This is a genomic window from Spirochaeta thermophila DSM 6192, assembly GCF_000147075.1.
GTDB lineage: Bacteria > Spirochaetota > Spirochaetia > Winmispirales > Winmispiraceae > Winmispira > Winmispira thermophila_A.
The window spans coordinates 1,115,785-1,139,092 of sequence record NC_014484.1 but is presented as its reverse complement, the minus strand read 5'-3'; the positions used below and the strand labels follow the sequence as shown (position 1 = coordinate 1,139,092).

The following is a 23,308-nucleotide window of genomic DNA, read 5'->3' as shown; positions in this document are numbered from 1 at the left end:
CCTCCAGGAAAAATCCAGCCTCCGGAAGCCCCTGTGGGAACTACAATATATTGGAGAGAGAGAAGGAGGCCGCGAGCTGAAGATAGGCATCGAGGAATCCGGATGTGCGCTTCTTTATATAGAGTTGAACGGCCAGATATTCGTCCTCTCGATTCACCACCCACTTCTTGAGCGTAAAGGGATCGTTCACGGAGATACTCGCCTCATCTGCGATGCTCCCCGGGTATACCCGAACAACCCTGTAATTCTCCTCCCACGGCAGGCCTCCACCTACCTTTTCCACTCTCATTCCAAAAAGGACCGAAAACACCACGGGACGCGGGGCCCGGTTGAGGATCCATTCCGCCACTTTCTCCGGCCGTTCCCCAAGTGCCGTGATGATGCGTCTCGGTTGCCCGTCATGCAGGTAGTCGAGAGAGACAAGCGTCCCCGGACTGAGGTCGAGAAGCACTCGCTGGGCATCCCTGAGCGTGTGTACCTCCCGTGCATCTATCGATGTGACGACGTCGCCCGGGCCGAGGGGGAATCCATCGAGGGGTCCACCGGGGATCACCTCCACGACCTCGATCCCACTCTCCCCTTCGTACAGTGAGAGTCCCAGCCACGGGTACATCACCCTCCCTCCCCCATACAGGCGAGGGATGATGAGAGGAAACCAGTACCCCGGAATGGCGAAGTTGATACCCTCGAAATCCTCCACCCCGGCGAATATCACCCCTACCACCTCCCCTCTCTCGTCCAGGAGCGGACCTCCGCTATTTCCGGGATTCACAGGCACATCCACCTGAAGGACGTCCCCCAGTTCGAGGAAGGGCCGGTGGAGGGCCGAGATGATCCCCGAGGTGAGGGTGCTCTGAAGACCTCCGGGAGAACCCACTGCAAAGAGCTTCTCTCCCGGGGAGAACCCTTCTCTCAAGGAAAGAGGAAGCACCACAGGGACGTCGACCTCCGTCTTGAGAAGGGCGAGATCGAAGACGGTATCATACGCGAGAACCTTTGCGGGTATCTTCTCCTCCGGTCGTGAAGGGAGACGGACGAAGACCCTCGAATAGCCCTCGTAGGAGGGATCGACCTCCGAGTGGATCACATGATAGTTGGTGAGCAGGTGGCCCCGGTCATCGATGAAAAAACCGCTTCCTATGGCCCGGTCGGGCACTCCAACCCCTTGGCGGATGGAGATTCCCCTGTCCACCCAGATGGTCACCACCCCTCCTACATATCGGGGCAGAAGATCGGAGGATGGGGAATGGCTCTCACCCCCATCGGGCGAAACCTTTGAAAGCCAATAGGAGTACTTCCACTTTTTCGCCTGTGAGATATATGGTTCAAGGGCCTCACGAGGAGGGGAGTATCCCTCCTCCACCGCTCGATAGAGCATCATCAGGGCGGGAACCCAGCGATGCTCCTCCCGCAGGACTTCCGCCTCCTCGAAGAAAAGGCGTCCTCTGCTCCACTCGGGCAGTTCGACCCCAAGCGTCGTGAGACTCACGAAGAACTCGCGGGCTTTCCCGAACTCTTTTTCCTCGATGGCCTCCGAAAATCCCGCCTTCATCATCTGGAGGGCCCGCTCCCTCAAATGAACACGATCATCTTCCGAAAGGGCGGCGCCTCCTCCTGCCTCCATGAGGGAGAGAAGCGTAAGCACACGCTCCGGTTTTCCGTCATCGAGGAGGGATTCGAGCATGGAAATCGTCACCTCTTCCACAGGGGGAATGGGCTCCTGCACCCTTCCGGATTCGGTGACGCAGGACGAAAACACGAAAACCGAGAGAGAAATTCCCAGGAAGATCCCCTTGAGATGTTCATTTCCCATGATCATACAGCTCCTCACACATGCTGATGAAATCGAACGAGTCACCCAACAGTGAGGGCGTCCGGAGAGTCTGGATGGAGACCCCATCCTCCACGAACCAGCGATATTCCGCCTCTTCGTAGCGATATTCGAGATTCTCTTCCGACACCGAGCTCTGCACGAGATTCCCTTCACCGTCGAAGAGGTCTTCGACCTCGAAGATCCCATCCCCATCGGGATCGCGCTCGCCCTTGAACGGAACTCCCCCTCGATACCATATGCGGACATCCCATCCTTCTTCCCCATAGAGGCGAAGTTCTTGTTTGAGTATCTTCCGGCCCTCCAAGGTAAACTTCCGCCAGGGCAGCTCATCGGAGCTCCTGATTTCTTCAAACGAGACGGCATGGCGCCAGAGATCATCGAGGGAAAAGGAGAAGGAAGGACGGTTCCCACCCCAATCGGCGAGATACCAGTCGGCACCGCCGTGAGGCACTCCCCTGATCGGCAACTCCCGAGAGAGGCTGGAGAGGGAGAGGATGTACTTCCCGGTGTCGGTGTTCCAGGAGCATCGTGAGATGTACGGGTACGGAGCGAACTCCACGGAAAAGAAACGCTCCCTCACCGGATATACGGTGAGGAAGGAGGGATTCCCATTGAGATAGACCACTTCCAGCTCCGGCGCACCGTCCTGATTCTCGTCGTACGAGAGCCGAACAGGACTGCCCCTCTCCATCTGAATCGAATATTCCGGCATGCCGTCCATGTTGGTATCCCAGAAATACCAGGGACTCCCCTCTATAAACGCACGCAGGGAGACACGTTCCTCTTCCGTGAGGGAGGCCCCACGAGTGCAGGACAGGAGGAGTTCCCTCTGCCTATAGCCCCCTTCATGGAGGAAACCTTGCCACAGGAGAGGATCCCGAGGACGTTGTCGTGCCAGCTCGAAGGCCGAGAGGAGGGGGGAGGCCTCCCCGTTCCTCCGCCACCGCGTGACCAAAGGACGAAGAAGCTCGACACGCTCCTCTTCAAAGAACAACCGTACGAGACTCTCCAGGTGAGCGATATCCCCACCTTCAGAGAAGACCATCCGCGAAGGGGATCCCACACCCAGGAGTGCGGAACCTATGATGAACCATTCCTCCGAAGGGTACAGGTGCAGCGCTCGTGTGAACCATGCTTCCAGGTCGGGGTCCTCCGTCCGTTTCATGGCCATGAGCAGGAGCCTGTACCATTCGGAAGGCACCCTCTCCCGGGAGGCGACTTCATCCCGGAGAAGACGAGCGAGCAGGTGGTACTCCTTCTGCATCCAGAGCACATTGAAATAGAGGGTCTCTATCCGTTGGGGTTCCACGTATACAGGCGCGAGAGGGGCACTCAGGGCTTTCACCAGTGCATCCCGCACCTCCCATCCCCTCCCCGCCCGGTCGAAAAGAACGGCTGCCTTGACGAACCAGAGATCGGGGAGATCCTGGGAGAAGTCCAGGCCCCTCAACGCGATCTGAAGTGCACTCTCCAGATGTCCCTCAGCGTAGAGATCGACCGCGGTCCGGGCATATATCTTCGCCACCTTCGAAAAGAGGGGATCTTCCTCCGAGAAAAGGGAACCACACAACCCTCCCCAGAGCAGGAAGAGGAGCAACGATCTGGATTTCACCCCCGTCCACGGCCTCCTTCGCTCAAGCTTCTCCCGGAACCCGCCGGGGCCTCATATTCAGGAGCTCGCAGATATCCTCTTCAGTGAGGGTCTCTCTCTCGATGAGGGTTCTCGCGAGCACGTCGAGTTTTTCCTTGTGTTCCCCCAGGAGATTCATCACCTCGTTCAAGGCAGAGGTGAGGATGTTCCTTATCTCCTCGTCTATCTTGCGGGCAGTCTCCTCCGAATAATCCTTATGCCGAGCGATCTCCTTGCCGATGAAGATGGGCTCCTCCTCCTGTCCAAGGGCTACGGGCCCAAGGGTTTCACTCATCCCCCACTCGCACACCATCCTTCTGGCGATCTCGGTGGCCTGTCTGATATCCTCCTTCGCTCCCGTGGTCGTCTCATTATACACGATCTTCTCGGCCGCATAACCCCCGAAGGCGACTTTTATGCGATCCATCAGCCAACTCTTACTCTTGGAGTACTCGTCCTTTTCCGGAAGGGAGACCGCCATTCCCAGCGCCCTCCCCCTCGGGACGATGGTCACTTTGTGGAGGGGATCCACGTGCTCGAGAAGGAAATGGAGGAGCGCGTGACCGGACTCGTGATAGGCCGTCTTCTCCTTTTCTTCCCTGCTCAATACTCGAGACTTCCTGGCGACTCCCATAAGGATCTTGTCCCGCGCTTCCTCGAAGTCTTCCATCTCCACCACACCTTTGTTCTTACGAGCAGCGAGGAGGGCTGCCTCATTGACCAGGTTCTCGAGATCGGCCCCGGATGTCCCCGCCGTCCCGCGGGCGACCCGCTCGAAGTCCACATCCTCTCCGAGCGGCACCTTACGGGCATGAATGCGCAATATCGCCTCCCGCTCCTTCACATCGGGCATGTCCACCACAACCTGACGGTCGAAGCGTCCCGGCCTGAGAAGGGCCGGATCGAGGACATCGGGGCGGTTGGTCGCCGCGAGCACGATCACCCCTTCCTTGCTCTCGAATCCATCCATCTCGACGAGAAGCTGGTTGAGGGTCTGTTCCCGTTCATCATGTCCCCCCCCATATCCTGCCCCCCGCACTCTTCCCACGGCATCCAACTCATCGATGAATATGATGCAAGGGGCATGCTTCCGTCCTTGATCGAAGAGATCCCTCACGCGTGCGGCACCCACTCCCACGAACATCTCCACGAAATCCGAACCGGACATATGGAAGAACGGCACTCCGGCTTCTCCGGCCACCGCACGGGCAAGCAGGGTCTTCCCCGTCCCGGGCATCCCCACGAGCAGCACTCCCTTGGGGATACGGGCACCCATACGGGTAAACTTGTGAGGATTCTTGAGGAACTCCACCACTTCCTGGAGCTCGTTCTTCGCCTCCTCCTGGCCGGCGACGTCGGCGAACATCACCTTCTTGCCGTCCTGATACTGGCGCGCCCTGCTCTTCCCGAAGGAAAAGGCCTTGTTTCCTCCCACCTGCATCTGTCGGAACATGAACCATATGAACAGAAACCCGATGATCCATGGGATGAGTTCGAGAACGATACGGAGTGGAGAGACCCCCTTCACGTCCCCAGAGACTCGGACCCCTTTCTCCCGCAACTCGCGCATGAGCATATCGTCATAGTAGGGAATCTTGGTGGTGAACAAGGTCCTCTCACCATCCCTGCTCTGGAGTGTACCACGTATCTCGAACTGGTCGAGAATGGTGACCGAATCGACCCGCCCCTCTTCCAAGTAGGAGAGGAAGGTGGAATACGGGATCTCAAGGCCCGTGTTCTGGCTCGAAAAGAAAAAGCTGATGATAAAGAGGGTAATGAGGGCAAAAAGAAAGATGAGAGCAAAACGATTGCTATTGGGATTGAACTGGAACTGTGGCTGTTTAGGATCGCGTTCGTGATTCACCGCTCAATGCTCCTTCCAACATGGTGTAATCGGATATACAGTACATCCTCGTCTCCTTTGAAAGGGATAGGGTTCGGATCGGCAAAGATATCCTCATATCCCGCCCATCCCCCGAGTATCGCTACGATACCCTTTCCTGGAGCTTCCAATACGGGAACACTGCATCTCAAGTGAGGAGGAAGGTTCCACATCTGGAAAACCTTATGCACACTCCTTCTGAGAGACCCCCTCGCCACCGCATCTCCCGCCTTTCTGGATCGGCACACATACGTTCCCACAGGCAGAACCATCTCATTCGCTCCAGGCCTTCCCTTCTCGAAGGGAATGTGTCGACCACATCGGACCTCCATCCTCAACTCGTCTGTAAGTCGAAACTCACCTTCTTTTTCTATCACTACAAAATACCCATTTTCTCCATGAAGGACAACATGGGACCGCACCACGAGATACTCACCCTCCCGCCGCATCATGACCCCTCTCCCCACCACTATCCCGTCCCACAGGGATTCCGGATGCCATACATACGGACGTATGTGCCAGAAAGGCAATTCCTCACTCTCGGATGTCCCCTCTCGACTCATGAACACCTGGTACAACCTGTAGAAGAGGAGGTAACGCTCGAGGGGATCGGCCCTCGACACGAGGTGGAAGGGAACCCTGAGTCCGGAAGGGGTCTCCTCGATGGGGAATCCCCCGACAGGATCTCTTCTCTCCAGATAACGATGATACAGCTCGGCCTTCTCGCTCAACGCCACGACGGCCTTCGTCCATCCGGGGAATCGCTTCTCGAGGACCGGGAGGACATGGATCCTCAAGAAATTGCGATCGTAGGCATCCTTCTCGTTTGAGGAATCCTCGAGATAAGAGAGCCCCTGCTCCTGCAGGAAGGAAAGAACCTCACTCCTCGAACAGGAGAGAAGAGGACGGAGATAGCGGTCGCGTACGGGAGACATCCCCCTCAAGGCGAGAGGATCCGATCCCCGAAGGAAGCGAAAGACGACGGTCTCCACCTGATCATCCCGCGTGTGACCGAGGGCCACGTAGTCTCCTTCGCCTTTCGAGAGGAGTTCCTCGAAAAAGGCATAGCGCTCCTCCCTTGCCACCTCTTCCACACTCTTCTTCGAAGCCTTCGCACGATGGAGGATCCATCCCTCGGGGAGCCGCTTGATATGCGAGGGGAGGTCGCGGGTCTCCGCCAGAGACATCACGAACCGATACTCCTGATCCCGCTCCGACCGAGGGCGTATCCCGTGATCGAGATACACCACCTTGAGAGTCAGGTTCAATCGTTGGCGGAGGAGGAAGAGGGAGTGGAGGAGCGCGGTACTATCAGGCCCTCCCGAACAAGCGACGAGGACCACCGCTCCTTCCACGTGATCGAATCCTTTGAAAAAGGTGTACACTTTTTCGAGCATCAGTAGTACCGCCGGTTGAGGACCTCCATGACACTCTCCACCTCTTCCTCGATGAGACGGGGAAGATGCTCCACAAAACGGAGTACCGTTTCCTCGATCCTCTCCCTTTCTTCCCGCGGAGGCACAGAGAGCACATAGTCCGCGAGGTCCTCCCCTTCTGGAGGACGTCCCACCCCCACATAGTACCGGACGAAGTGAGGAGAACCGAGGTGCTGAATGATCGATTTGAGACCGTTGTGTCCTGCGTGTCCCCCTCCGATCCTCAACCTGCCGTTTCCCGGCGTGAGATCGACTTGATCGCACACCACGACGAGATGCCGGGGAAGCCACGTTCGATCAACGAGTAGATGTGAGAAGATCGCACCGGATCTGTTCATGTAGGTGAGGGGCTTTATGAGGACCACCTCCCGCCCCTTGATCGTCCCTCGGGCCTCAGCCCACAGAGCTTTCTCCTTGAAAGGGGCATGCAAATGGGTGGACGCTATGCGCTCCACGGTCCACCATCCTACATTGTGCCGTGTGAGCGCATAACGCCTGCCGGGATTACCAAGACCGACGATATAGTACGGCGGAGCCAGGGCGCTCGCTCCTCAACTCAGTCCTCGGGTTCTTCGGAGACAGCGGCACCACCCTCTTCCTCGGCCGCTTCAGGTGTCTCGACGACGACTTCGCTCACCGCGTGACCGACAGCCACCACCGTCTGATCCGGAGGATTGAGGATCTCCACGCCATCCGGGGCCTGGATATCCTGTACATGGAGGGAATCGCCGACTTCGAGAGACGAGATATCCAGTACGATCACCTCGGGAAGATCCTTCGGAAGACAGGTGACTTCCAGTTCCTGCACAAAGAATTCCAGGAGTCCTCCCTTCTTCACCCCTTCGGGCGTGCCTTCGAGGTGGATGGGGACGTGCGTCTTGAGTTTCTTCTCGGGATTGATCTCCATGAAATCGAGATGAATATACTGTCCTCGGATCGGATCGTACTGATAATCCTTTATGAGGACCTGCCGCGTCTCTTTGCCTTCCAAGGAAAGGTCCACGATGACATTCTCGGCAACGGTTCCATGAAAGGTCCTATGGAACTCCCTCGCATCGAGCGCTACCGGCACCTGATCCTTTCCCCCATAGACCACACCGGGGATCTTGCCCTCCCGCCGAAGGGCTTTGGCCTCGGTCTTTTTCTGTGCCGTTCGCACGATCGCAGTCAATTTGGTCTTTTTCACGACTCACTCCCTTCTTCGAAATTACATAATCGATTGAGTACTCACATGTACACTACTGCAGGAAGCTGGGACGGCAGGATTCGAACCTGCGAATGCCGGGACCAAAACCCGGTGGCTTACCACTTGCCGACGTCCCAGAGATGAGACACGTATGTGATATAGTCCTATGCTCCCGCCTGGGGAGCTTCGTCTGCCATCGAGATCTCCTCACGCTCCCCCATCCGTTCGTACATGGAGAGGATATCGGCCTGAAGCTTCTCCCGGAAATCGGCCTTGATCGGATGAGCTACATCCTTATACTCCCCGTTCCGCGTCCTCCTGCTCGGCATGGCGATAAACGTCGCGGTCCTCCCCTCGATGACCTTTATGTTGTGCACCACGAAGCAATCATCAAAGGTGACCGTGACGTAGGCCTTGAGTTTCCCCCCTCCCTCCACCCTCTTTATACGGATGTCAGTAACTTCCATGGGACCACTCCTTATGCTGGATCATCGCCCGATCACATCAGGCGCACCATACACGAGGCAACCGCTTCAGGGGGTGAGCTCGATACGTTTCATAGCCCTGTCGAACCATCGCAGCATCCGCCCTCACAAGATCGATAAAGGAGGGAAAAACCCCGTACACCACACTCCCACTACCTGAGACGTTCGCGTACAAGGCCCCTAGCTCAGCCAACCCCTGCACGATATCTTGGAGGAGAGGATATCGGGGAACGAGTACGTCGAAAAACGCATTGTGAAACCCCCAGTCTTGCGGTGCGTACGACTCATAGGACTCCACGATCCGCCTCGGGGACACCCCCTCGTGCATCACGAGACCTTTCCGTTCATCATAAAGGGCGTACGCCTGCACGGTGGATATGGGGAATCCGGGTGCCACACAGAGGAGCCAGAAGTCGTCCCTGGGTTTCACCGGATGGATCACCTCCCCCCTTCCCTCCACGAGGGCGGCCGAAGCACGACAAAAGAAGGGGACGTCGCTGCCCACCTTTAGTCCGAGCTCAGCGAGTCGTTCTTCTCCCAAACCGACTCCCGTGAGGGCATCGAGCGCCCTCAGCACGGCAGCAGCATTGCTCGAAGCCCCGCCGAGACCCGCCCCGGAAGGGATGCGCTTTTCCACCTTGACATGGACATATCCTCTCCACCCTGTCGCCTCTCTGAAGATCCGGACTGCCCTGTGAACAGTACTCTCTTCAGGAGTGGCCGGAACACCATCCACTACATCTTCTTCCGTGTCTGTCAAAGAGCGAATCCATATCCGGTCGAATATGGATACCGTCTGGAATATCGATCGTATATTATGATAACCATCCTCCCTCGTGTCAAGTATTTCGAGATGGAAGTTCACTTTGGCAGGGGAGAGCACCATGGCCTCCCGGCCGTTTCGACCTCTCGTTCTAGTGCTCCACATAGTGGCACCCTACCGATACCTGCTGAGAGACCGCCGACTGGGTGATGATTCGAGCCACGAGAACCGCATTCCGGAGTTCGACGATATCCCTCCTCACCTTCGCCTTCTTGTAAAAGCTTTCGACGCGATGTTGGAGGTAGTTGATATCGGCGAGCGCCCTGTTGAGACGCTTGGATGTCCGGATGATCCCCACATAGTGCCACATCAGAGACCTGAGGTACTTGAGATCGCTCTTCACCAGCACCGGATCCACGTCCTCCTCTTGAGGGGGGAAGACCCAGTCGGGTATGCTCCTCTGAAGGCGTCGAGTGGGGCGGCTGTGGCGACGGGCGATGTCCTTACCGGCACGGATACCGAAGGTGAGAGCCTCCAGTAGCGAAACAGAGGCCAGCCTGTTGGCTCCGTGAACACCGGTGCAGGCGCACTCCCCCACGGCATAGAGTCCCGAAAGCTCCGTTCTCCCATCGAGATTCACCTTCACACCCCCACAGAAATAGTGGGCTGCAGGGACCACCGGGATGGGATCCTTGGAGATGTCCAGTCCGAGCTGCAGACAGGATTGATAGATGTAGGGGAATCGCGTCCTCACATCCACGGAGAGCGTTCTCGCATCGAGGAACACATACTCCGTCCCCTCCCTCTCCATCTCCCGGTAGATGGCCCGGGCCACTTCATCCCTGGGAGCCAGATCCTTGAGCGGATGTATGCGCTCCATGAAGTACTCGCCCGAATGGTTCATCAGGCGGGCACCTTCCCCTCGAAAGGCCTCTGTGATGAGCATTCGCTTGAAGTCCCTATGGTACAGCACAGTGGGATGAAACTGGATGAAATGGGCGTTGATCACCGGAACCCCCGCACGGGAGGCCATCGCCACTCCATCACCCGTGGCTCCCGGCGGATTCGAGGTGTGAAGGAACAGATTGCCGATCCCGCCGGTGGCAAGGACCACCGCCCCGGTGAAGACCAGATCGACCCCGCCTTCCGGGTTCAGAAGATACACTCCTACCACCCGGGATCTGCGATACCGTTCCTCGGGATCTAGAGAGTTGTGACTGTTCGTCACGAGATCGATTGCCGTGTAGCCGGAGAGGAATTTCACATGCGGATTCGAACCCACATAGGCGAGGAAGTGCTCCTGGATGCTCTTTCCCGTCTCGTCCTTCACATGGAGAATACGCCTCAGGCTATGGGCCCCTTCCTTGGTGAAATCGAATCCATCCGTTGTGGTGTCGAACGGAACACCCGCCCGTTTTATGAGATACTCTTCCACCATCCCGGGACCTTCTTCGGCAACCAGCCGTACGGCCTCCTTGAGATTGTAGTAGGCCCCTGCCTCAAGGATATCCCTCATGAGGAGGTCGGGAGAATCCTTCTCCCCCCGGTATACGATCCCTCCCTGCGCCAGGTAGGTGTTCGATTCGAGAGGATTATCCTCCTTGGTGACCACGAGGACATCGAGACCTTCTTCGGCGGCAGCCACGGCGGCACTGAGTCCTGCGAGCCCCGATCCCAGCACCACCACGTCCACATACTCCCTGTTCCAGACACCCATCCGTACTCCTATCCTGCAGCGACTACTTTCATGGAAAAATCGAACGCAGGGGCTGAATGTGTGATCCTGCCCACCGAGATATAGTCAACTCCGAGTTTCGAGACTTCGGCGATCTTCGGAAGGTCCATATCCCCCGAACACTCGAAGAGGACCTTTCCCCTCCCCCGGCGTATCGATTCCTCCATCTCACTCGGTGACATGTTGTCGAGCATGATGATGTGTACACCGGCACCGAGGGCCTCTTCCACCTCTTCCACGGTACGACACTCCACCTCTATCTTGAAGCGATCCCCCCATCTCTCTCTGACCCGCTCCACCGCCTTGGTGATGGATCCCGCCCCATCTATGTGGTTGTCCTTGATGAGCACCATGTCATAGAGACCCATCCTGTGGTTTTCCCCGCCCCCGATCCTCACCGCGTACTTCGAGAGGCGTCGGAATCCGGGGAGGGTCTTCCGGGTGTCGAGGATCACCGTGTGTCCCGACTTCCCCGCCTCCTTCACGAACTTCGACGTATAGGTGGCGATCCCGGAGAGGAACGCCAGGAAGTTGAGGGCGATCCGCTCCCCCGTGAGGAGATCCGCCATCGGGCCGGAAAGCTCAGCCACCACATCTCCACGGGAAAGCACATCCCCGTCCTGCCGGAGGAACGAAACCGAGATGCGCTCGTTGATCTTCCGAAAGACCCTCTCGAACACGAAATCACCAGCCAGTATCCCCTCCCCTTTACTCACCACGCGGGCGGCACCCTCCGCCTCGGGAGGAAAGACGGCCTTGCTGGTGACGTCACCTTCCTCTCCCAGGTCCTCCTCCAGGGCGAGAGAGATCAACGCATCCAACTCTCTTTGGTACATCTCCTGAAGGGACTTCATCCTCGATCGCATGAGGCTATGCTATCGCAATGTATACAAAAAGACAAGAGAAGACATTCAAGGGGTACTTGATTATCACACCCTCTCTCCTGCACACTATATCCTGTCATGGATCTTACAGAAATCCGTTACGCACTTGAAGATGCGATCAGCGAGTTGTTCCAGGAGATAGGGCCGCTTCACGCGAGTATAGCCGCGGTGTCCTCAACCCCGTCGGTGGAGATAGTGAGTTCGCTCGGTCTGGTCGGAGGCATGAAAGGATACGGATTTCTCCTCTTCTCACAGAGAAACGCCCTCCTCTTCACCTCCACCGTCTCACGGGCGCTCGGGTATGCGATAGAGGGGGAGGAGCTCACGGAGCTCCACAGATCGTTTCTCCTCGAGTTCACCAACCAGATCTTCGGAAGGACCGCAGGCAAGTTCTCACGCCTGGGCATCGATGTGCGTATCACCCCCCCCTCCCTGCTATTGGGGAAAGGGGTCTCGCCTCTCTTCTTCCACGAGGCCGCACATCTCCATCTCTCCATACAGGGGACGTTCGGGACCTTTCTCCTGTCTCTCATCCTGAAACATCCTTTGAGATAAAGACACTATTCCCATCCCGGGGGGCCGCCATGGACCGGAGACACGAATACCACGACGACTACGAGACCTTCCTCAACGAGGAGGACGACGAAGAGGATTTCCTCGAAGAGGAAGAAGACGAAGGGGATCTGTTCGAGGATGAGTACGAGGACTTCGAAGACGAAGATCTGGAGGAGGACGACTGGGAGGAGGACTGGGAAGAAGATGCGGAAGAAGATGACCTGGACTACGACGATTTCGAGGAAGATCCGTAGATCACAGGAGCCTCGTGCCAGAGCTTCTCGAGCTGATAGAATCCTCTCAGTCGCTCGCTCATGAGATGTATCACCAGCACGCCATAGTCGAGCAGGACCCACTCGCTGTAGGACAACCTCCCCGTTCCCGACAACGGGAAGAGGGCCTTCTCCTCGCAAAAGGTCGTGAGCTGCCCCAGCAAGCCTCTGAGATGTCCCTCGCTCTGGAACGTGGCGATCACGAAGAAATCCGCAATCGGGGATATCCCCCTGAGATCGAGGGCCACGACGTCACGTGCCTTGTGGTCTTCCAGGAATTCGGCGATCTCCCGTACATCCAGTTCATTCTTTACAGTACCTTCCATCGAAATCCCTCCCAAGGATGATAGTGATATCCGCTGGTGGATCAGACTCCATGAGCGACTCAACTCTCGTGCAGTGAATAATACGGGCTACGTTCTGAGCCCTTTCGGGATCCCCCCTCCTGTCGATGATCCTCGTATATTCCTCCTGATCGGATTCTGCATTCCCGATACTCACCACCTCATACCCGAACCCTTCAAAGAGGGTTGCGGTACGACGGGCCAAGCCCTGCACCGTGGTACCGTTGAGTATCTGCAGCGTAACCCTCCTCTCGATGGGAGAGAGGGCGGAATCCTCCTTCAAGAGCCCGACAAGATGTTGGACGGTCTGGCGAAGCAGATCCCCCTGGAAGTGGGGAATGAGGAGATCCTGTTCCTCCACGCGCGAGATCTTCCCGAGCACCCGCTGGGTGACGATCCCGGCGAGATGCGCATTCCCCAGGGCGTCCCTGAAGTGTCGGAAGGAAGAAGCGTTCATGCTGCTCGAAAAGAGGGAGAGGAACAACCTCACCACCTTGTCATGATGGAGGAGTGGATGCTGGGCACAGGAAGAGATGAAGGATTGAAAGAACTGCTGACGCAGAGAAGTCGCTTCAGGGTCCGATGGGGGTGTCCCCTTCCCCCGGGCAGCATAGAGAACCAACTGCCGTGCCTTCGCTCCATCGAGTCGCACATTCCCTGAAGGGAGAAGCACCCTGTGCGGTTCCTTGATGGAGATCTCCTCCGGAATGAAGACCTCGATACCCTCCAGGAGATCCACCACCTTGCCCAGGTTCTCAAGTGAGATCTCGAACACGAAATCCATCTCCACGCCCAGGAGAGATTCCACGTACTTCTTGAGATAGGAGATCCCCCTCTGCCTGTATGCATAATCGAGAGAGTCTATCCGTTCCAATTCGGCGAAGAGCATCCCGGTGTTGAACGGCACGTCGAGAAAGGCGAGGTTGCCACGCGAAGGTTCGAAGAAGAGGACTTCCGTCATCAGACCGCCTTCCTCATCGTATACCACCCAGAGGAAAGAGATCACCTCCTTCTGCCCGGCTTTCATCGTGAAATCATCCACCCTCACATGGGAGTAGACGAGGAACCCCACAGCAAGGATCGTGAGGACGATTCCCCCCAGTATGAGACCTACGACCAGTCGGGAGGAGCGCATACGTGTGTCATACATGAGCATTGACCCTCTCTTCCCTCAACGCTCGATACATCTCCATGGTGACCGGGTGAACCGGGAACCCGGATCGCTCCATGTGCTCGACCACCGCACATACCATGTCGGGAAGGGGAAGAGAAAGGATCCTCCCGGCCTCTTCCCTGGATATGTGCGTACGCTGGGGTTCAAGGTAGTCGGCACAGAAGAGTATCTGTCCGAGCGGACCAAGACCGGGAGCCCCAAGGGTATGATGCCGAACGGCCTCCAGGATCTCCGGGATCGGAAGGCCATAGACATGTGCAAGGAGGTGGGCGGCCACAGCTCCATGGAGGAGAACCGGATGTTCCACCTCGTGTTTCCCTACATCCTCGAGGCACGGAACGAACGCGACGAGCACATCCCGGGGAAGGTCCCTCGCGAGATCGTGGGAAAGGCCTGCCAGGTGGGCGGAAACGATCGAGACCCCCTCCCTCCGGGCGATCTCCCTGCAGAGGGTCGCCACCCTCAGGGAATGTCGATAACGAGCAGGGCCGACAAGCCGCTTGAGGCCACCGTGGACCTCTCTCATGAGGTGCCTATGATCTATAGAGTCCGTGTTCCACGATATACTCATACACCGGTTCAGGGACAAGATATCGAAAGGCCTTTCCTTGGGCAACCCTTTCACGAATTTCCGAAGAGGAGATGTGAATGATGGTGTTGGTGATATAGGTGTGACGCCATGGCACCTCATAGGGTGAGGAAGAAGTCCTCCGTGCGATCACTATATCGACGAGTTCCGGAAGGATATCGGCATGCTTCCACGAGGAAAAGCCGGGGACCAGGTCGTCTCCTATGAGGAGGCCAAGTTTCCCCGTCAACGGCAGAGTCTCCATGAGATATGTGATCGTGTCGAGAGTATACGAAGTCCCCTGCCGACGTATCTCGCAATCATCCACCGTGAATCGAGGGTTGCCTGCAGTCGCGCGTTCGACCATCTTGTACCTGTGCATGGGATCGTCGTGGTCTGCAAGGACCTTGTGGGCAGGACGGTAGGCAGGCACGAAGATCACCTTCTCATACCCAAGCTCTACACAGGCTTCCTCTGCGACGAAAAGGTGTCCTACGTGAATGGGGTTGAATGTGCCTCCGAAGAGGAGGACCCTCATAGGCCGCCCTCCTCCGCCGCCCGACGCTTGAGATCGAGAAAGGCTTCCCCGAGCTCCCGGAGCCCCTTCCGCTGGACTGCCGAAATCCCGAGGACAGGGATCCCCGGATGCATGGACCTGAGGGCCCTGAGTCGTTCCTCGGTACCGGGGAGATCGATCTTCGTCCCCACGATGATAGAGGGTTTCTCGGCAAGGCCCTGCCCATAGGTCCTGAGTTCGTTCATGAGGATGTCGAATGCACCTTCCCACATCTCATCCGCGAGGTCTATGAGAAACGCGAGACCGGCGGTTCGTGCGATATGCTTGAGGAATCGGAGACCGAGTCCCGCGCCCCTGCTGGCCCCCTCGATGATGCCGGGGATGTCCGCGAGAATGAGTTCGGTCTCGTGGATATACATCACACCGAGGTGGGGGATCCTGGTGGTGAAGGGATACGAGGCGATACGGGGGTGCGCATTGGTCACGACACTGAGGAGGGTGGATTTACCTGCGTTCGGGAAACCGACCAAACCGATATCGGCGATCAGTCTGAGTTCGAGGATGATCCTCCGTGTCTCACCGGGGCGGCCCGGTTCCGCATGACGGGGAGCCTGATTGGTGGGAGACTTGAAATGCACATTTCCCCGTCCTCCCCTCCCCCCCCTGAGGAAGACCCACTTCTCCTCAGGGGAGAGAGAGGAAAGATCCTTGAGCACCTCACCGGTCGCGGCATCCCTGACCACCGTTCCGGGAGGCACTTCGATAACCAACTCCTCTCCGTTCTTGCCGTGCTGCTGTTTCCCTCGTCCCGGCTCACCGTTTCCGGCTCGGTAGACAGACCTGCGTCTCAGATGCACGAGGGTTTTCAGATTGGGCCGTATGACGAAGACGACATCTCCTCCCTTCCCTCCATCGCCTCCGTCGGGACCGCCCCTGGGGACATACTTCTCCCTCCGGAACGATACACAACCATCCCCCCCCTTCCCGGAGGATACCTCTATCTCCACCTCATCGACGAAACGTTCCACACCCTCTGCCGCATCCGACACGAAGCTGAAAGAGGATCATACCGAGACGGGAAGCACATCGATGAGCTGCTTCCCCCTGCGGATCCTGAAATTGACTCGTCCCTCGACCTTCGCATAGATGGTGTAATCTTTGCCCAGCCCCACATTGAGTCCGGGGTGGAACTTGGTACCACGCTGTCTCACGATGATCTCCCCGGGCTTCACGATCTGCCCACCGAATCGTTTCACCCCGAGGCGCTTCGACTGAGAATCCCTTCCGTTCTTCGAACTTCCGCCACCCTTCTTATGTGCCATATGTCATTCCTCCCTGTAGTCGATGTCTTCGGGATACTCCCGAGCCAAATCCTCGAAACCCTTTTTCAGGAAGGCGGTCACGCCCTCCAACCACTCGCGATCTGTGGCCACGAAGGGAATCCGGATCCAGAGGCTTCCCTCCTCGCTCGCCTCGCCTTCCAGAAGCCCACCCAACCGCTCTTCCAGGAGTCGGGCCGCCGTCCTCGCAAGTATACTCACCCCCGCACAGGGTATACTCAGGCTCCCCCTCCGTGTCGCATGCCCCTCGACCTCGAGCGTCCGCAGAACTCCTTCCTGCACCTCAAGGAGGACCCGGATCATCCCGCTAGGCCTGTATCTGTTCCACCTTCAGGAGGGTGTACTGCTGCCTGTGGCCCTGTTTCCTCCGGTAGTTCTTCCTCCTCTTATACTTGAAGACGATCACCTTCCGGTCTTTCCCGTGCCCGGAGACCACGGCCTTCACCTTTGCACCTGTCACATACGGTGCACCCACTTTTATCCCGGCATCGTCCCGCACCATGAGGACGGTGTCGATATCCACCGGCTGCCCCTCATCTGCATGGAGCCGTTCCACCTTGAGGATCTTCCCCTCTTCAGCCTTGTACTGCTTACCACCGATTTCTACCACTGCGTACATAGTCCTACCCTCTCTGAAATGTCCTGGTGTGTATACCATATAGGCGCTGCATGGTCAAGGTCTCATCCTGGGCAGAACACTCTCTCCCATGAGGAACCGGTCCACTTCGTATGCAGCTTCACGCCCTTCATGGATGGCCCATACCACGAGGGATTGGCCCCGCCTGGCGTCACCTGCAGCGAACACCTTGGGATGCGAGGTGAGGAAGGAGCCGTAAGGTGCCGCTATGTTGCTCCTCGGATCCCTCTCGAGGCCGAGGATTCCAGGCACGTCCTCTTCCGGCCCCAGGAAGCCCAGGGCAAGAAGGACGAGATCGGCCTTCCAGATCTCCTCAGTGCCGGGGATCTCTTTCATCACGTGACGTCCCTGTTCGTCCTTCCCCCACTCCACCCTGACCGTGCGGACGGCCTTCACATGTCCGCGTGCATCCCCGATGAACTCCTTGGTGAGGATGCAGTATTCCCGCGGATCCCTTCCGAATTTCGCGATGGCCTCGGCATGACCGTAGTCCACCTTGAACATCCGCGGATAGAGGGGCCACGGCGCCGCTTTCTCCCTCTCTTCCGGAGGCTTGGGGAGAAGCTCGAAGTTCGTCACTCCTGCGCAACCGTGGCGGATGGAAGTGCCGATACAATCGTTCCCGGTATCGCCGCCTCCTATGACAATCACGTGCTTGTCCTTGGCCGAAATGTAGGTGCCGTCCGAGAGATTCGAATCGAGGAGACTCTTGGTGTTGGCCTTGAGGAACTCCATTGCGAAGTGAATCCCCTTGAGATCACGTCCCGGCACGGGGAGATCCCTCGGCCTGGTCGACCCTATGGCGAGGATCACCGCGTCGTATTCGGCCACGAGCTTCTCCGGATCCACATCCCTTCCTACCCACGCGTTCGTGACGATCTCCACCCCCTCCTGGACCATGATGTCGATCCGCCGTTGCACGAGCCCCTTGTCCAGCTTCATGTTGGGGATCCCGTACATGAGAAGCCCACCGGGCCTGTCATCACGCTCGAATACCGTCACCTGATGACCCGCTTGATTGAGCTGGTCTGCGGCGGCGAGTCCCGCCGGTCCGCTCCCCACCACGGCCACCCGCTTCCCGGTGCGTACCTTCGGCGGGCGGGGCACCATCAGCCCCATCTCATAGGCCCGATCGATGATCGTGCACTCGTTGTCCTTGATGGTCACCGCGGGCTCGTTGATCCCGAGCACACAGGCCGTCTCACAGGGGGCGGGACAGACCCGTCCGGTGAATTCGGGGAAGTTGTTGGTGTATTTGAGGCGATAGAAGGCCTCTTCCCATTTCCCCTTGTAGACGAGGTCGTTCCACTCCGGGATGAGGTTATGGATGGGGCACCCATAGGAGGTGTGACAGAAGGGAACTCCGCAGTCCATGCAACGGGCCCCCTGCTGTCTCCGCTCCTCCTCGGAAAGGTGGATGTGGAACTCCTCGAAATCCCTTATCCGATCAAGAGGATCTCTATCGACGATCCCCTTGCGGGCATATTCCATGAATCCAGTCGGCTTACCCATGTGTCACCTCCACGAGCGGCAATCCCTTCTTCTTTCTCTCAAGGACTCGTTCGTATTCGGGAGAGATCACCTTGACGAACTCGTTCCTGCGCTCCTCCCATGTCTCGAGGACATGAGCGGCCACGGTGGAACCCGTATACGAGAGGTGATTCCTCACCAGTCTCAGGATGTTCTCTTCATCCTCGGGGAGGAGCTCCCTCACGTTCACCATGTCGTAGTTCACCTTCTCCCTGAACTCCCCATCCTTGTCCCACACGTAGGCGATACCTCCACTCATCCCCGCACCGAAGTTCCGACCCGTAGACCCGAGGATCACGGCGATTCCCCCAGTCATGTACTCACATGCGTGATCGCCCACCCCTTCCACCACGGCGTGGACACCGGAGTTCCTCACACAGAAACGTTCCGCCGCCATGCCTCGGAAATAGGCTTCACCATAGACGGCACCGTAAAGCACCACGTTCCCCACGATGATGTTCTCCTCCGGGACGAAATCCGACTCGGCAGGCGGGACGACGACGAGTTTCCCTCCGGAAAGTCCCTTACCCACGTAGTCGTTCGCATCACCTTCGAGGATGAAGGTGAGCCCCTTCGCGAGCCACGCTCCGAAGCTCTGACCCGCAGAGCCCTTGAAGCGGACGATGAAGCTGTCGTCCTCCAGGGCATCGGCTCCCAGTTCCTTGGTGAGGGAATGACTGAGCATGGTGCCGGTGGCCCGGTCGGTATTACGGATGTGATAGAAGAGCTCCTTCTTCTCCCCACGTTTCGCCGCAGGGACGATATCCTCGATGAGCCTCCGATCGAGCACCGTATCGATACCATGGTCCTGGGCCTGCATGCAGTAGACTCCCACGTCCGGACGAGGCCTGAGGGGCTGAGCAAGCACAGGGGTGAGATCCAGACCTGCCGCCTTCTCGGGGATGGCATCCTCGTCCACCTCCAGGAGGTCGGTGCGTCCGACCAGCTCGTTGAAGGTGCGGACACCGAGTTGGGCCATGATCTCGCGTACTTCTTCGGCCACGAAGTGGAAGTAGCGTTCCACGTATTCGGGTTTGCCCCTGAACTTCGCCCTGAGCCGCTCGTCCTGGGTTGCCACGCCCACAGGGCAGGTGTTCTTGTGGCACTTCCTCATCATGATACAGCCCATCACGATGAGCGGGGCGGTTGCGAACCCGCACTCCTCCGCACCGAGGAGCGCGGCGATCACCACGTCCCGTCCCGTCTTGATCTGACCGTCGGCCTGGAGCACGGTGCGGGAACGCAGATCGTTCATCACCAAGGTCTGGTGCGTCTCTGCGATACCGAGCTCCCACGGGAGGCCTGCGTGCTTGATACCGGTGAGCGGTGACGCCCCGGTGCCCCCGTCGTGTCCAGAGATGAGGACATGGTCAGCATGGCCCTTGACCACTCCTGCGGCGATGGTACCCACTCCCACCTCGGAGACGAGCTTCACGCTGATGCGGGCGCCCGGATTCGAGTTCTTGAGGTCGAAGATGAGCTGGGCGAGGTCCTCGATGGAGTAGATGTCGTGGTGAGGGGGAGGACTGATGAGACCGACGCCGGGTGTGGTATACCGGGTTCGGGCGATGATCTCGAAGACCTTGTGCCCGGGAAGCTCTCCCCCCTCCCCGGGCTTGGCCCCTTGGGCGATTTTGATCTGGATATCGTCGGCATTGGTGAGGTAGTTGATGGTCACTCCAAAGCGGCCCGATGCCACCTGCTTGATGGCCGAGCGCTTGGAATCCCCGTTAGGGAGAGGGAGGAAACGCTCGGGCAGTTCTCCACCTTCACCCGTATTCGACTTGCCGCCGAGTCTGTTCATCGCGATGGCGAGTGTCTCATGTGCCTCCTGCGAGATGGAACCGAAGCTCATCGCCCCGGTAGCGAAGCGCTTCACGATCTCCGAGGCAGGTTCCACCTCCTCGATAGGGATGGGCGTGGTCTTCTTGAACCTGAGGAGTCCTCTGATCGTGGCCTGTTCCCTGGAACGTCGGTTCTGCCGCTCGGAGAATCGCCGATAGGCCTCAGGATCGTTGTACCAACATGCGTGCTGGAGGTTCGCGATGGACTCTGGATCCCACATGTGCTTCTCGCCGGCATAGCGGTAGTGGAAATCCCCGGGATTGGGGAGGTCGTCCCCTATGGGTTTCGGACGGCGGGGATAGCCCAGGCTGTGTCTGAGGAGGGCCTCGTCCGCCAGGGTCTCGTATCCCACCCCGCCGAGTCTGCTCACCGTACCGGCGAAGGAGCGCTCCACCACCTCCTGGGAGAGTCCCACGGCCTCGAAGATCTGGGCACCCTTGTAGCTCTCGAGGGTGGAGATCCCCATCTTACCGAAGACCTTGAGCATTCCCTTCTCGAGGGCCTTGATATAGCGATTGAGGGCAGTCTCATCATCGTACTCGTGTTCTCCCTCGCGTCCCATCTCCCAGATGGCCTCATAGGCCAGATAGGGGTTGATCGCATCGGCGCCGTAACCGACCAGCATGCAGAAGTGGTGCACCTCGCGGGGTTCGCCCGACTCCACTACGACGCCGATCTGTGTCCGCAGGGCCTTTCTCACCAGATGATGGTGAACCGTACCCGTGGCGAGGAGGGCGCTCACCGGTACCCTGTCCGGGCCGGCGTTCCGGTCGGAAAGGATGACAAGGGAGTACCCTTCCCCGATGGCCTCTTCCGCCTCCTTCTCGATACGATCGAGGCATGCGAGGAGCCCCGCCCTCCCATCCCGTCTTGGGAAGGTGATATCGATCACCTTCGACCGCCACCCCCGGTAGTCGAGATGCTTGAGTGCCGCGAGCTGCTCGTTGGTGAGAAACGGCGAGGGGAGGTGGAGCCTATGACAGTGCTCGGGCGTGGTCTCGAGGAGGTTCCGCTCCGGCCCGATGAACGTCTCCAGGCTCATGACCTTCCACTCCCGGATCGAGTCGATGGCCGGATTGGTCACCTGCGCGAACAACTGCTTGAAATAGTCGTACATGAGACGTGGCTTGTTCGAGAGAACCGCGAGTGGTGTATCGTTCCCCATGGACCCCAAGGGCTCCTTCGCATCCTGCACCATGGGCTTGAGGATCATGGAGAGGTGTTCCCTCGTGTATCCGAACATCCGGAGCCGCTCTTTGATCGTCTCGGGGTAAAAGCCATGAGGTTCGACTTCGGTCTTGAGCTCATCGAGCTCGATCACCTGATCCTTGAGCCACTCCCCATACGGGCGGGCATTGGAGATCTTCTTCTTGATCTCCTCGTCATCCACGATACGCCCTTCCTGGAAGTCGACGAAGAACATCCGGCCTGGTTGAAGGCGCCCCTTCTTCACCACCTTGGCCGGGTCCACGGGGAGGACGCCCACCTCACTCGCCATGATCACGAGGTCGTCCTCGGTCACGTAGTACCTGCTCGGCCTGAGACCGTTCCGATCGAGTACCGCACCGATCACGCGTCCGTCGGTGAAGGCGATGGAGGCCGGGCCGTCCCACGGCTCCATGAGGCAGCTCATGTACTTGTAGAAGTCCCTCTTGTCGTCCTCCATCTTGTAGTTCTGCCAGGCCTCGGGAATCATCATCATCACGGCCTCGGGAAGGCTCCTCCCTCCCATCATGAGGAGCTCGAGCACATTGTCAAAGGTTCCCGAGTCGGAGAGATCCGGCTCGATGATGGGGAAGATCTCCTTGAGCTCGTCTCCCAAGAGGTCGCTCTTGAGAAGCCCCTCTCTCGACCGCATCTTGTTGATGTTGCCTCTCAGGGTGTTGATCTCTCCGTTATGGCTCATGTAACGACACGGCTGGGCCCGGTCCCAGCTCGGGAAGGTGTTGGTGGAGAACCGGGAATGCACCATGGCGATGTGCGAGGCAAAGTCGGGGGACATGATATCAGGATAGAACCGGAAGAGCTGTTCGGGGGTGAGCATCCCCTTGTAGACGATCACCCGAGGGGAAAGACTGCAGACATAGAAAAAGTCGTCGGGATCGTGCTCCTTTCCCCGGAGCATGTGGGTCGCCTTTTTCCTTATGAGGAAGAGCCTGCGTTCGAAAGTGTCGATATCGATCCCTTCTTCCGCGCCTACGAACAACATCTCGATGACCGGCTCGGAGGCCTTCGCCGTAGGGCCGATCATGTCGTCGACCACCGGCACCCTCCTCCAGCCGAGCACCTTCTGCCCGTAACGAGCGGTCACTTCCTCCATGACGACACGACAGGCCTCCCGTCTCTCTTCCTCCCGGGGGAAAAAGACGAGCCCTGCGGCATAGCTCCCCTCGGGGGGGAGATCGATGCCCAGGTCTTCCTTTGCGACCCGTGCGAGGAAGGCATGAGGGAGGGACACCAGGATGCCGGCGCCATCGCCCGTGTTCTTCTCACTGCCCACCGCACCGCGGTGCGTCATATGGATGAGGATGTCCTTCGCGTGCTCCACGATCGTGTGACTCGGTCGCCCCTTGATGTTGGCGACGAATCCCACACCGCAACTGTCGTGTTCGAACCAGGGGTGGTACAAGCCATGCGGACCCGGTCTCTTCTTGAACGCCATACACCTCTCCATCGCAGAAATTTCGGGAC

22 protein-coding genes and 1 tRNA gene are annotated in these 23,308 nt (G+C 58.3%); 2 read left to right on the top strand and 21 right to left on the bottom strand.

Translation table 11 applies throughout. From position 1 onward, the window contains the following. Window positions 1–40: 40 nt before the first annotated feature. The 11 genes from STHERM_RS05165 to nadC all read right to left on the bottom strand — a co-directional run bounded on the left by STHERM_RS05165 (window position 41) and on the right by nadC (window position 11,817). Window positions 41–1,813, bottom strand: a complete 1,773-nt coding sequence (locus tag STHERM_RS05165) for a S1C family serine protease (RefSeq protein WP_013313831.1) — start codon at window positions 1,811–1,813, stop codon at window positions 41–43. Beyond that, window positions 1,803–3,446, bottom strand: coding sequence for a tetratricopeptide repeat protein (locus tag STHERM_RS05160; RefSeq protein WP_041623289.1), 1,644 nt, complete (start codon window positions 3,444–3,446; stop codon window positions 1,803–1,805). Before STHERM_RS05160 ends, STHERM_RS05165 begins: the two co-directional genes overlap by 11 nt. Window positions 3,447–3,468: 22 nt before the next feature. Beyond that, window positions 3,469–5,328 (bottom strand): ATP-dependent zinc metalloprotease FtsH, encoded by a 1,860-nt coding sequence (ftsH, locus tag STHERM_RS05155; protein WP_013313829.1) that lies wholly within the window; start codon window positions 5,326–5,328, stop codon window positions 3,469–3,471. Then, window positions 5,325–6,743, bottom strand: a complete 1,419-nt coding sequence (tilS, locus tag STHERM_RS05150) for a tRNA lysidine(34) synthetase TilS (RefSeq protein ID WP_013313828.1) — start codon at window positions 6,741–6,743, stop codon at window positions 5,325–5,327. The genes ftsH and tilS overlap by 4 nt, the downstream gene beginning before the upstream one ends. Further along, window positions 6,743–7,303: an aminoacyl-tRNA hydrolase gene (gene pth / locus STHERM_RS05145; RefSeq protein WP_237223422.1), complete on the bottom strand. Its 561-nt coding sequence runs from the start codon at window positions 7,301–7,303 to the stop codon at window positions 6,743–6,745. Before pth ends, tilS begins: the two co-directional genes overlap by 1 nt. Window positions 7,304–7,338: 35 nt before the next feature. Continuing rightward, window positions 7,339–7,968: a 50S ribosomal protein L25 gene (locus STHERM_RS05140; protein WP_013313826.1), complete on the bottom strand. Its 630-nt coding sequence runs from the start codon at window positions 7,966–7,968 to the stop codon at window positions 7,339–7,341. A 65-nt stretch (window positions 7,969–8,033) separates the two neighbouring features. Beyond that, window positions 8,034–8,105, bottom strand: a tRNA-Gln gene (locus tag STHERM_RS05135). Between the two features lie 27 nt (window positions 8,106–8,132). After that, window positions 8,133–8,435 (bottom strand): septation regulator SpoVG, encoded by a 303-nt coding sequence (gene spoVG / locus STHERM_RS05130; protein ID WP_013313825.1) that lies wholly within the window; start codon window positions 8,433–8,435, stop codon window positions 8,133–8,135. Between the two features lie 37 nt (window positions 8,436–8,472). After that, window positions 8,473–9,339: a 4-(cytidine 5'-diphospho)-2-C-methyl-D-erythritol kinase gene (gene ispE, locus STHERM_RS05125; RefSeq protein WP_237223374.1), complete on the bottom strand. Its 867-nt coding sequence runs from the start codon at window positions 9,337–9,339 to the stop codon at window positions 8,473–8,475. Window positions 9,340–9,367: 28 nt separating this feature from the next. Beyond that, complete coding sequence (gene nadB, locus STHERM_RS05120; protein WP_013313823.1) at window positions 9,368–10,933, bottom strand: L-aspartate oxidase; 1,566 nt, start codon at window positions 10,931–10,933, stop codon at window positions 9,368–9,370. Window positions 10,934–10,941: 8 nt separating this feature from the next. Beyond that, the gene (gene nadC / locus STHERM_RS05115; RefSeq protein WP_013313822.1) at window positions 10,942–11,817 is read right to left on the bottom strand and encodes a carboxylating nicotinate-nucleotide diphosphorylase; all 876 of its coding nucleotides are present in this window, start codon (window positions 11,815–11,817) and stop codon (window positions 10,942–10,944) included. Between the two features lie 96 nt (window positions 11,818–11,913). Here nadC and STHERM_RS05110 point away from each other — a divergent pair, with 96 nt between their 5' ends. Next, window positions 11,914–12,390: a chemotaxis protein CheX gene (locus tag STHERM_RS05110; RefSeq protein WP_013313821.1), complete on the top strand. Its 477-nt coding sequence runs from the start codon at window positions 11,914–11,916 to the stop codon at window positions 12,388–12,390. A gap of 29 nt (window positions 12,391–12,419) precedes the next feature. After that, window positions 12,420–12,644: a hypothetical protein gene (locus STHERM_RS05105; RefSeq protein ID WP_013313820.1), complete on the top strand. Its 225-nt coding sequence runs from the start codon at window positions 12,420–12,422 to the stop codon at window positions 12,642–12,644. On the opposite strand, the gene rsfS is transcribed toward STHERM_RS05105, so the two are convergent. From rsfS to gltB, 10 genes are read right to left on the bottom strand one after another with little or no spacing between them, the layout of a single operon-like run. Beyond that, on the bottom strand, window positions 12,617–12,988 hold the full coding sequence (rsfS, locus tag STHERM_RS05100) for a ribosome silencing factor (protein WP_013313819.1): 372 nt from the start codon (window positions 12,986–12,988) through the stop codon (window positions 12,617–12,619). The two genes, STHERM_RS05105 and rsfS, sit on opposite strands and share 28 nt — an antisense overlap. Further along, window positions 12,966–14,141 carry an LCP family protein gene (locus tag STHERM_RS05095; RefSeq protein ID WP_237223372.1) on the bottom strand — a complete coding sequence of 392 codons (1,176 nt, stop codon included), beginning with the start codon at window positions 14,139–14,141 and terminating at the stop codon, window positions 12,966–12,968. Before STHERM_RS05095 ends, rsfS begins: the two co-directional genes overlap by 23 nt. 7 nt (window positions 14,142–14,148) lie before the next feature. Then, the gene (gene yqeK / locus STHERM_RS05090; protein ID WP_071650331.1) at window positions 14,149–14,706 is read right to left on the bottom strand and encodes a bis(5'-nucleosyl)-tetraphosphatase (symmetrical) YqeK; all 558 of its coding nucleotides are present in this window, start codon (window positions 14,704–14,706) and stop codon (window positions 14,149–14,151) included. Window positions 14,707–14,713: 7 nt separating this feature from the next. Beyond that, window positions 14,714–15,286, bottom strand: a complete 573-nt coding sequence (gene nadD, locus STHERM_RS05085) for a nicotinate (nicotinamide) nucleotide adenylyltransferase (RefSeq protein WP_013313817.1) — start codon at window positions 15,284–15,286, stop codon at window positions 14,714–14,716. Continuing rightward, window positions 15,283–16,314, bottom strand: coding sequence for a GTPase ObgE (gene obgE, locus STHERM_RS05080; RefSeq protein WP_013313816.1), 1,032 nt, complete (start codon window positions 16,312–16,314; stop codon window positions 15,283–15,285). The genes nadD and obgE overlap by 4 nt, the downstream gene beginning before the upstream one ends. Window positions 16,315–16,329: 15 nt before the next feature. Then, window positions 16,330–16,587, bottom strand: coding sequence for a 50S ribosomal protein L27 (gene rpmA / locus STHERM_RS05075; protein WP_013313815.1), 258 nt, complete (start codon window positions 16,585–16,587; stop codon window positions 16,330–16,332). A gap of 3 nt (window positions 16,588–16,590) precedes the next feature. Beyond that, window positions 16,591–16,908 carry a ribosomal-processing cysteine protease Prp gene (locus STHERM_RS05070; RefSeq protein ID WP_014624680.1) on the bottom strand — a complete coding sequence of 106 codons (318 nt, stop codon included), beginning with the start codon at window positions 16,906–16,908 and terminating at the stop codon, window positions 16,591–16,593. 4 nt (window positions 16,909–16,912) lie between these two features. Continuing rightward, window positions 16,913–17,224: a 50S ribosomal protein L21 gene (rplU, locus tag STHERM_RS05065; protein ID WP_013313813.1), complete on the bottom strand. Its 312-nt coding sequence runs from the start codon at window positions 17,222–17,224 to the stop codon at window positions 16,913–16,915. Window positions 17,225–17,278: 54 nt separating this feature from the next. Then, window positions 17,279–18,754, bottom strand: coding sequence for a glutamate synthase subunit beta (locus tag STHERM_RS05060; protein ID WP_013313812.1), 1,476 nt, complete (start codon window positions 18,752–18,754; stop codon window positions 17,279–17,281). Next, a complete protein-coding gene (gene gltB / locus STHERM_RS05055) occupies window positions 18,747–23,279 on the bottom strand; it encodes a glutamate synthase large subunit (RefSeq protein WP_013313811.1) in 4,533 nt (1,510 codons plus the stop codon). Before gltB ends, STHERM_RS05060 begins: the two co-directional genes overlap by 8 nt. Window positions 23,280–23,308 lie beyond the last annotated feature (29 nt).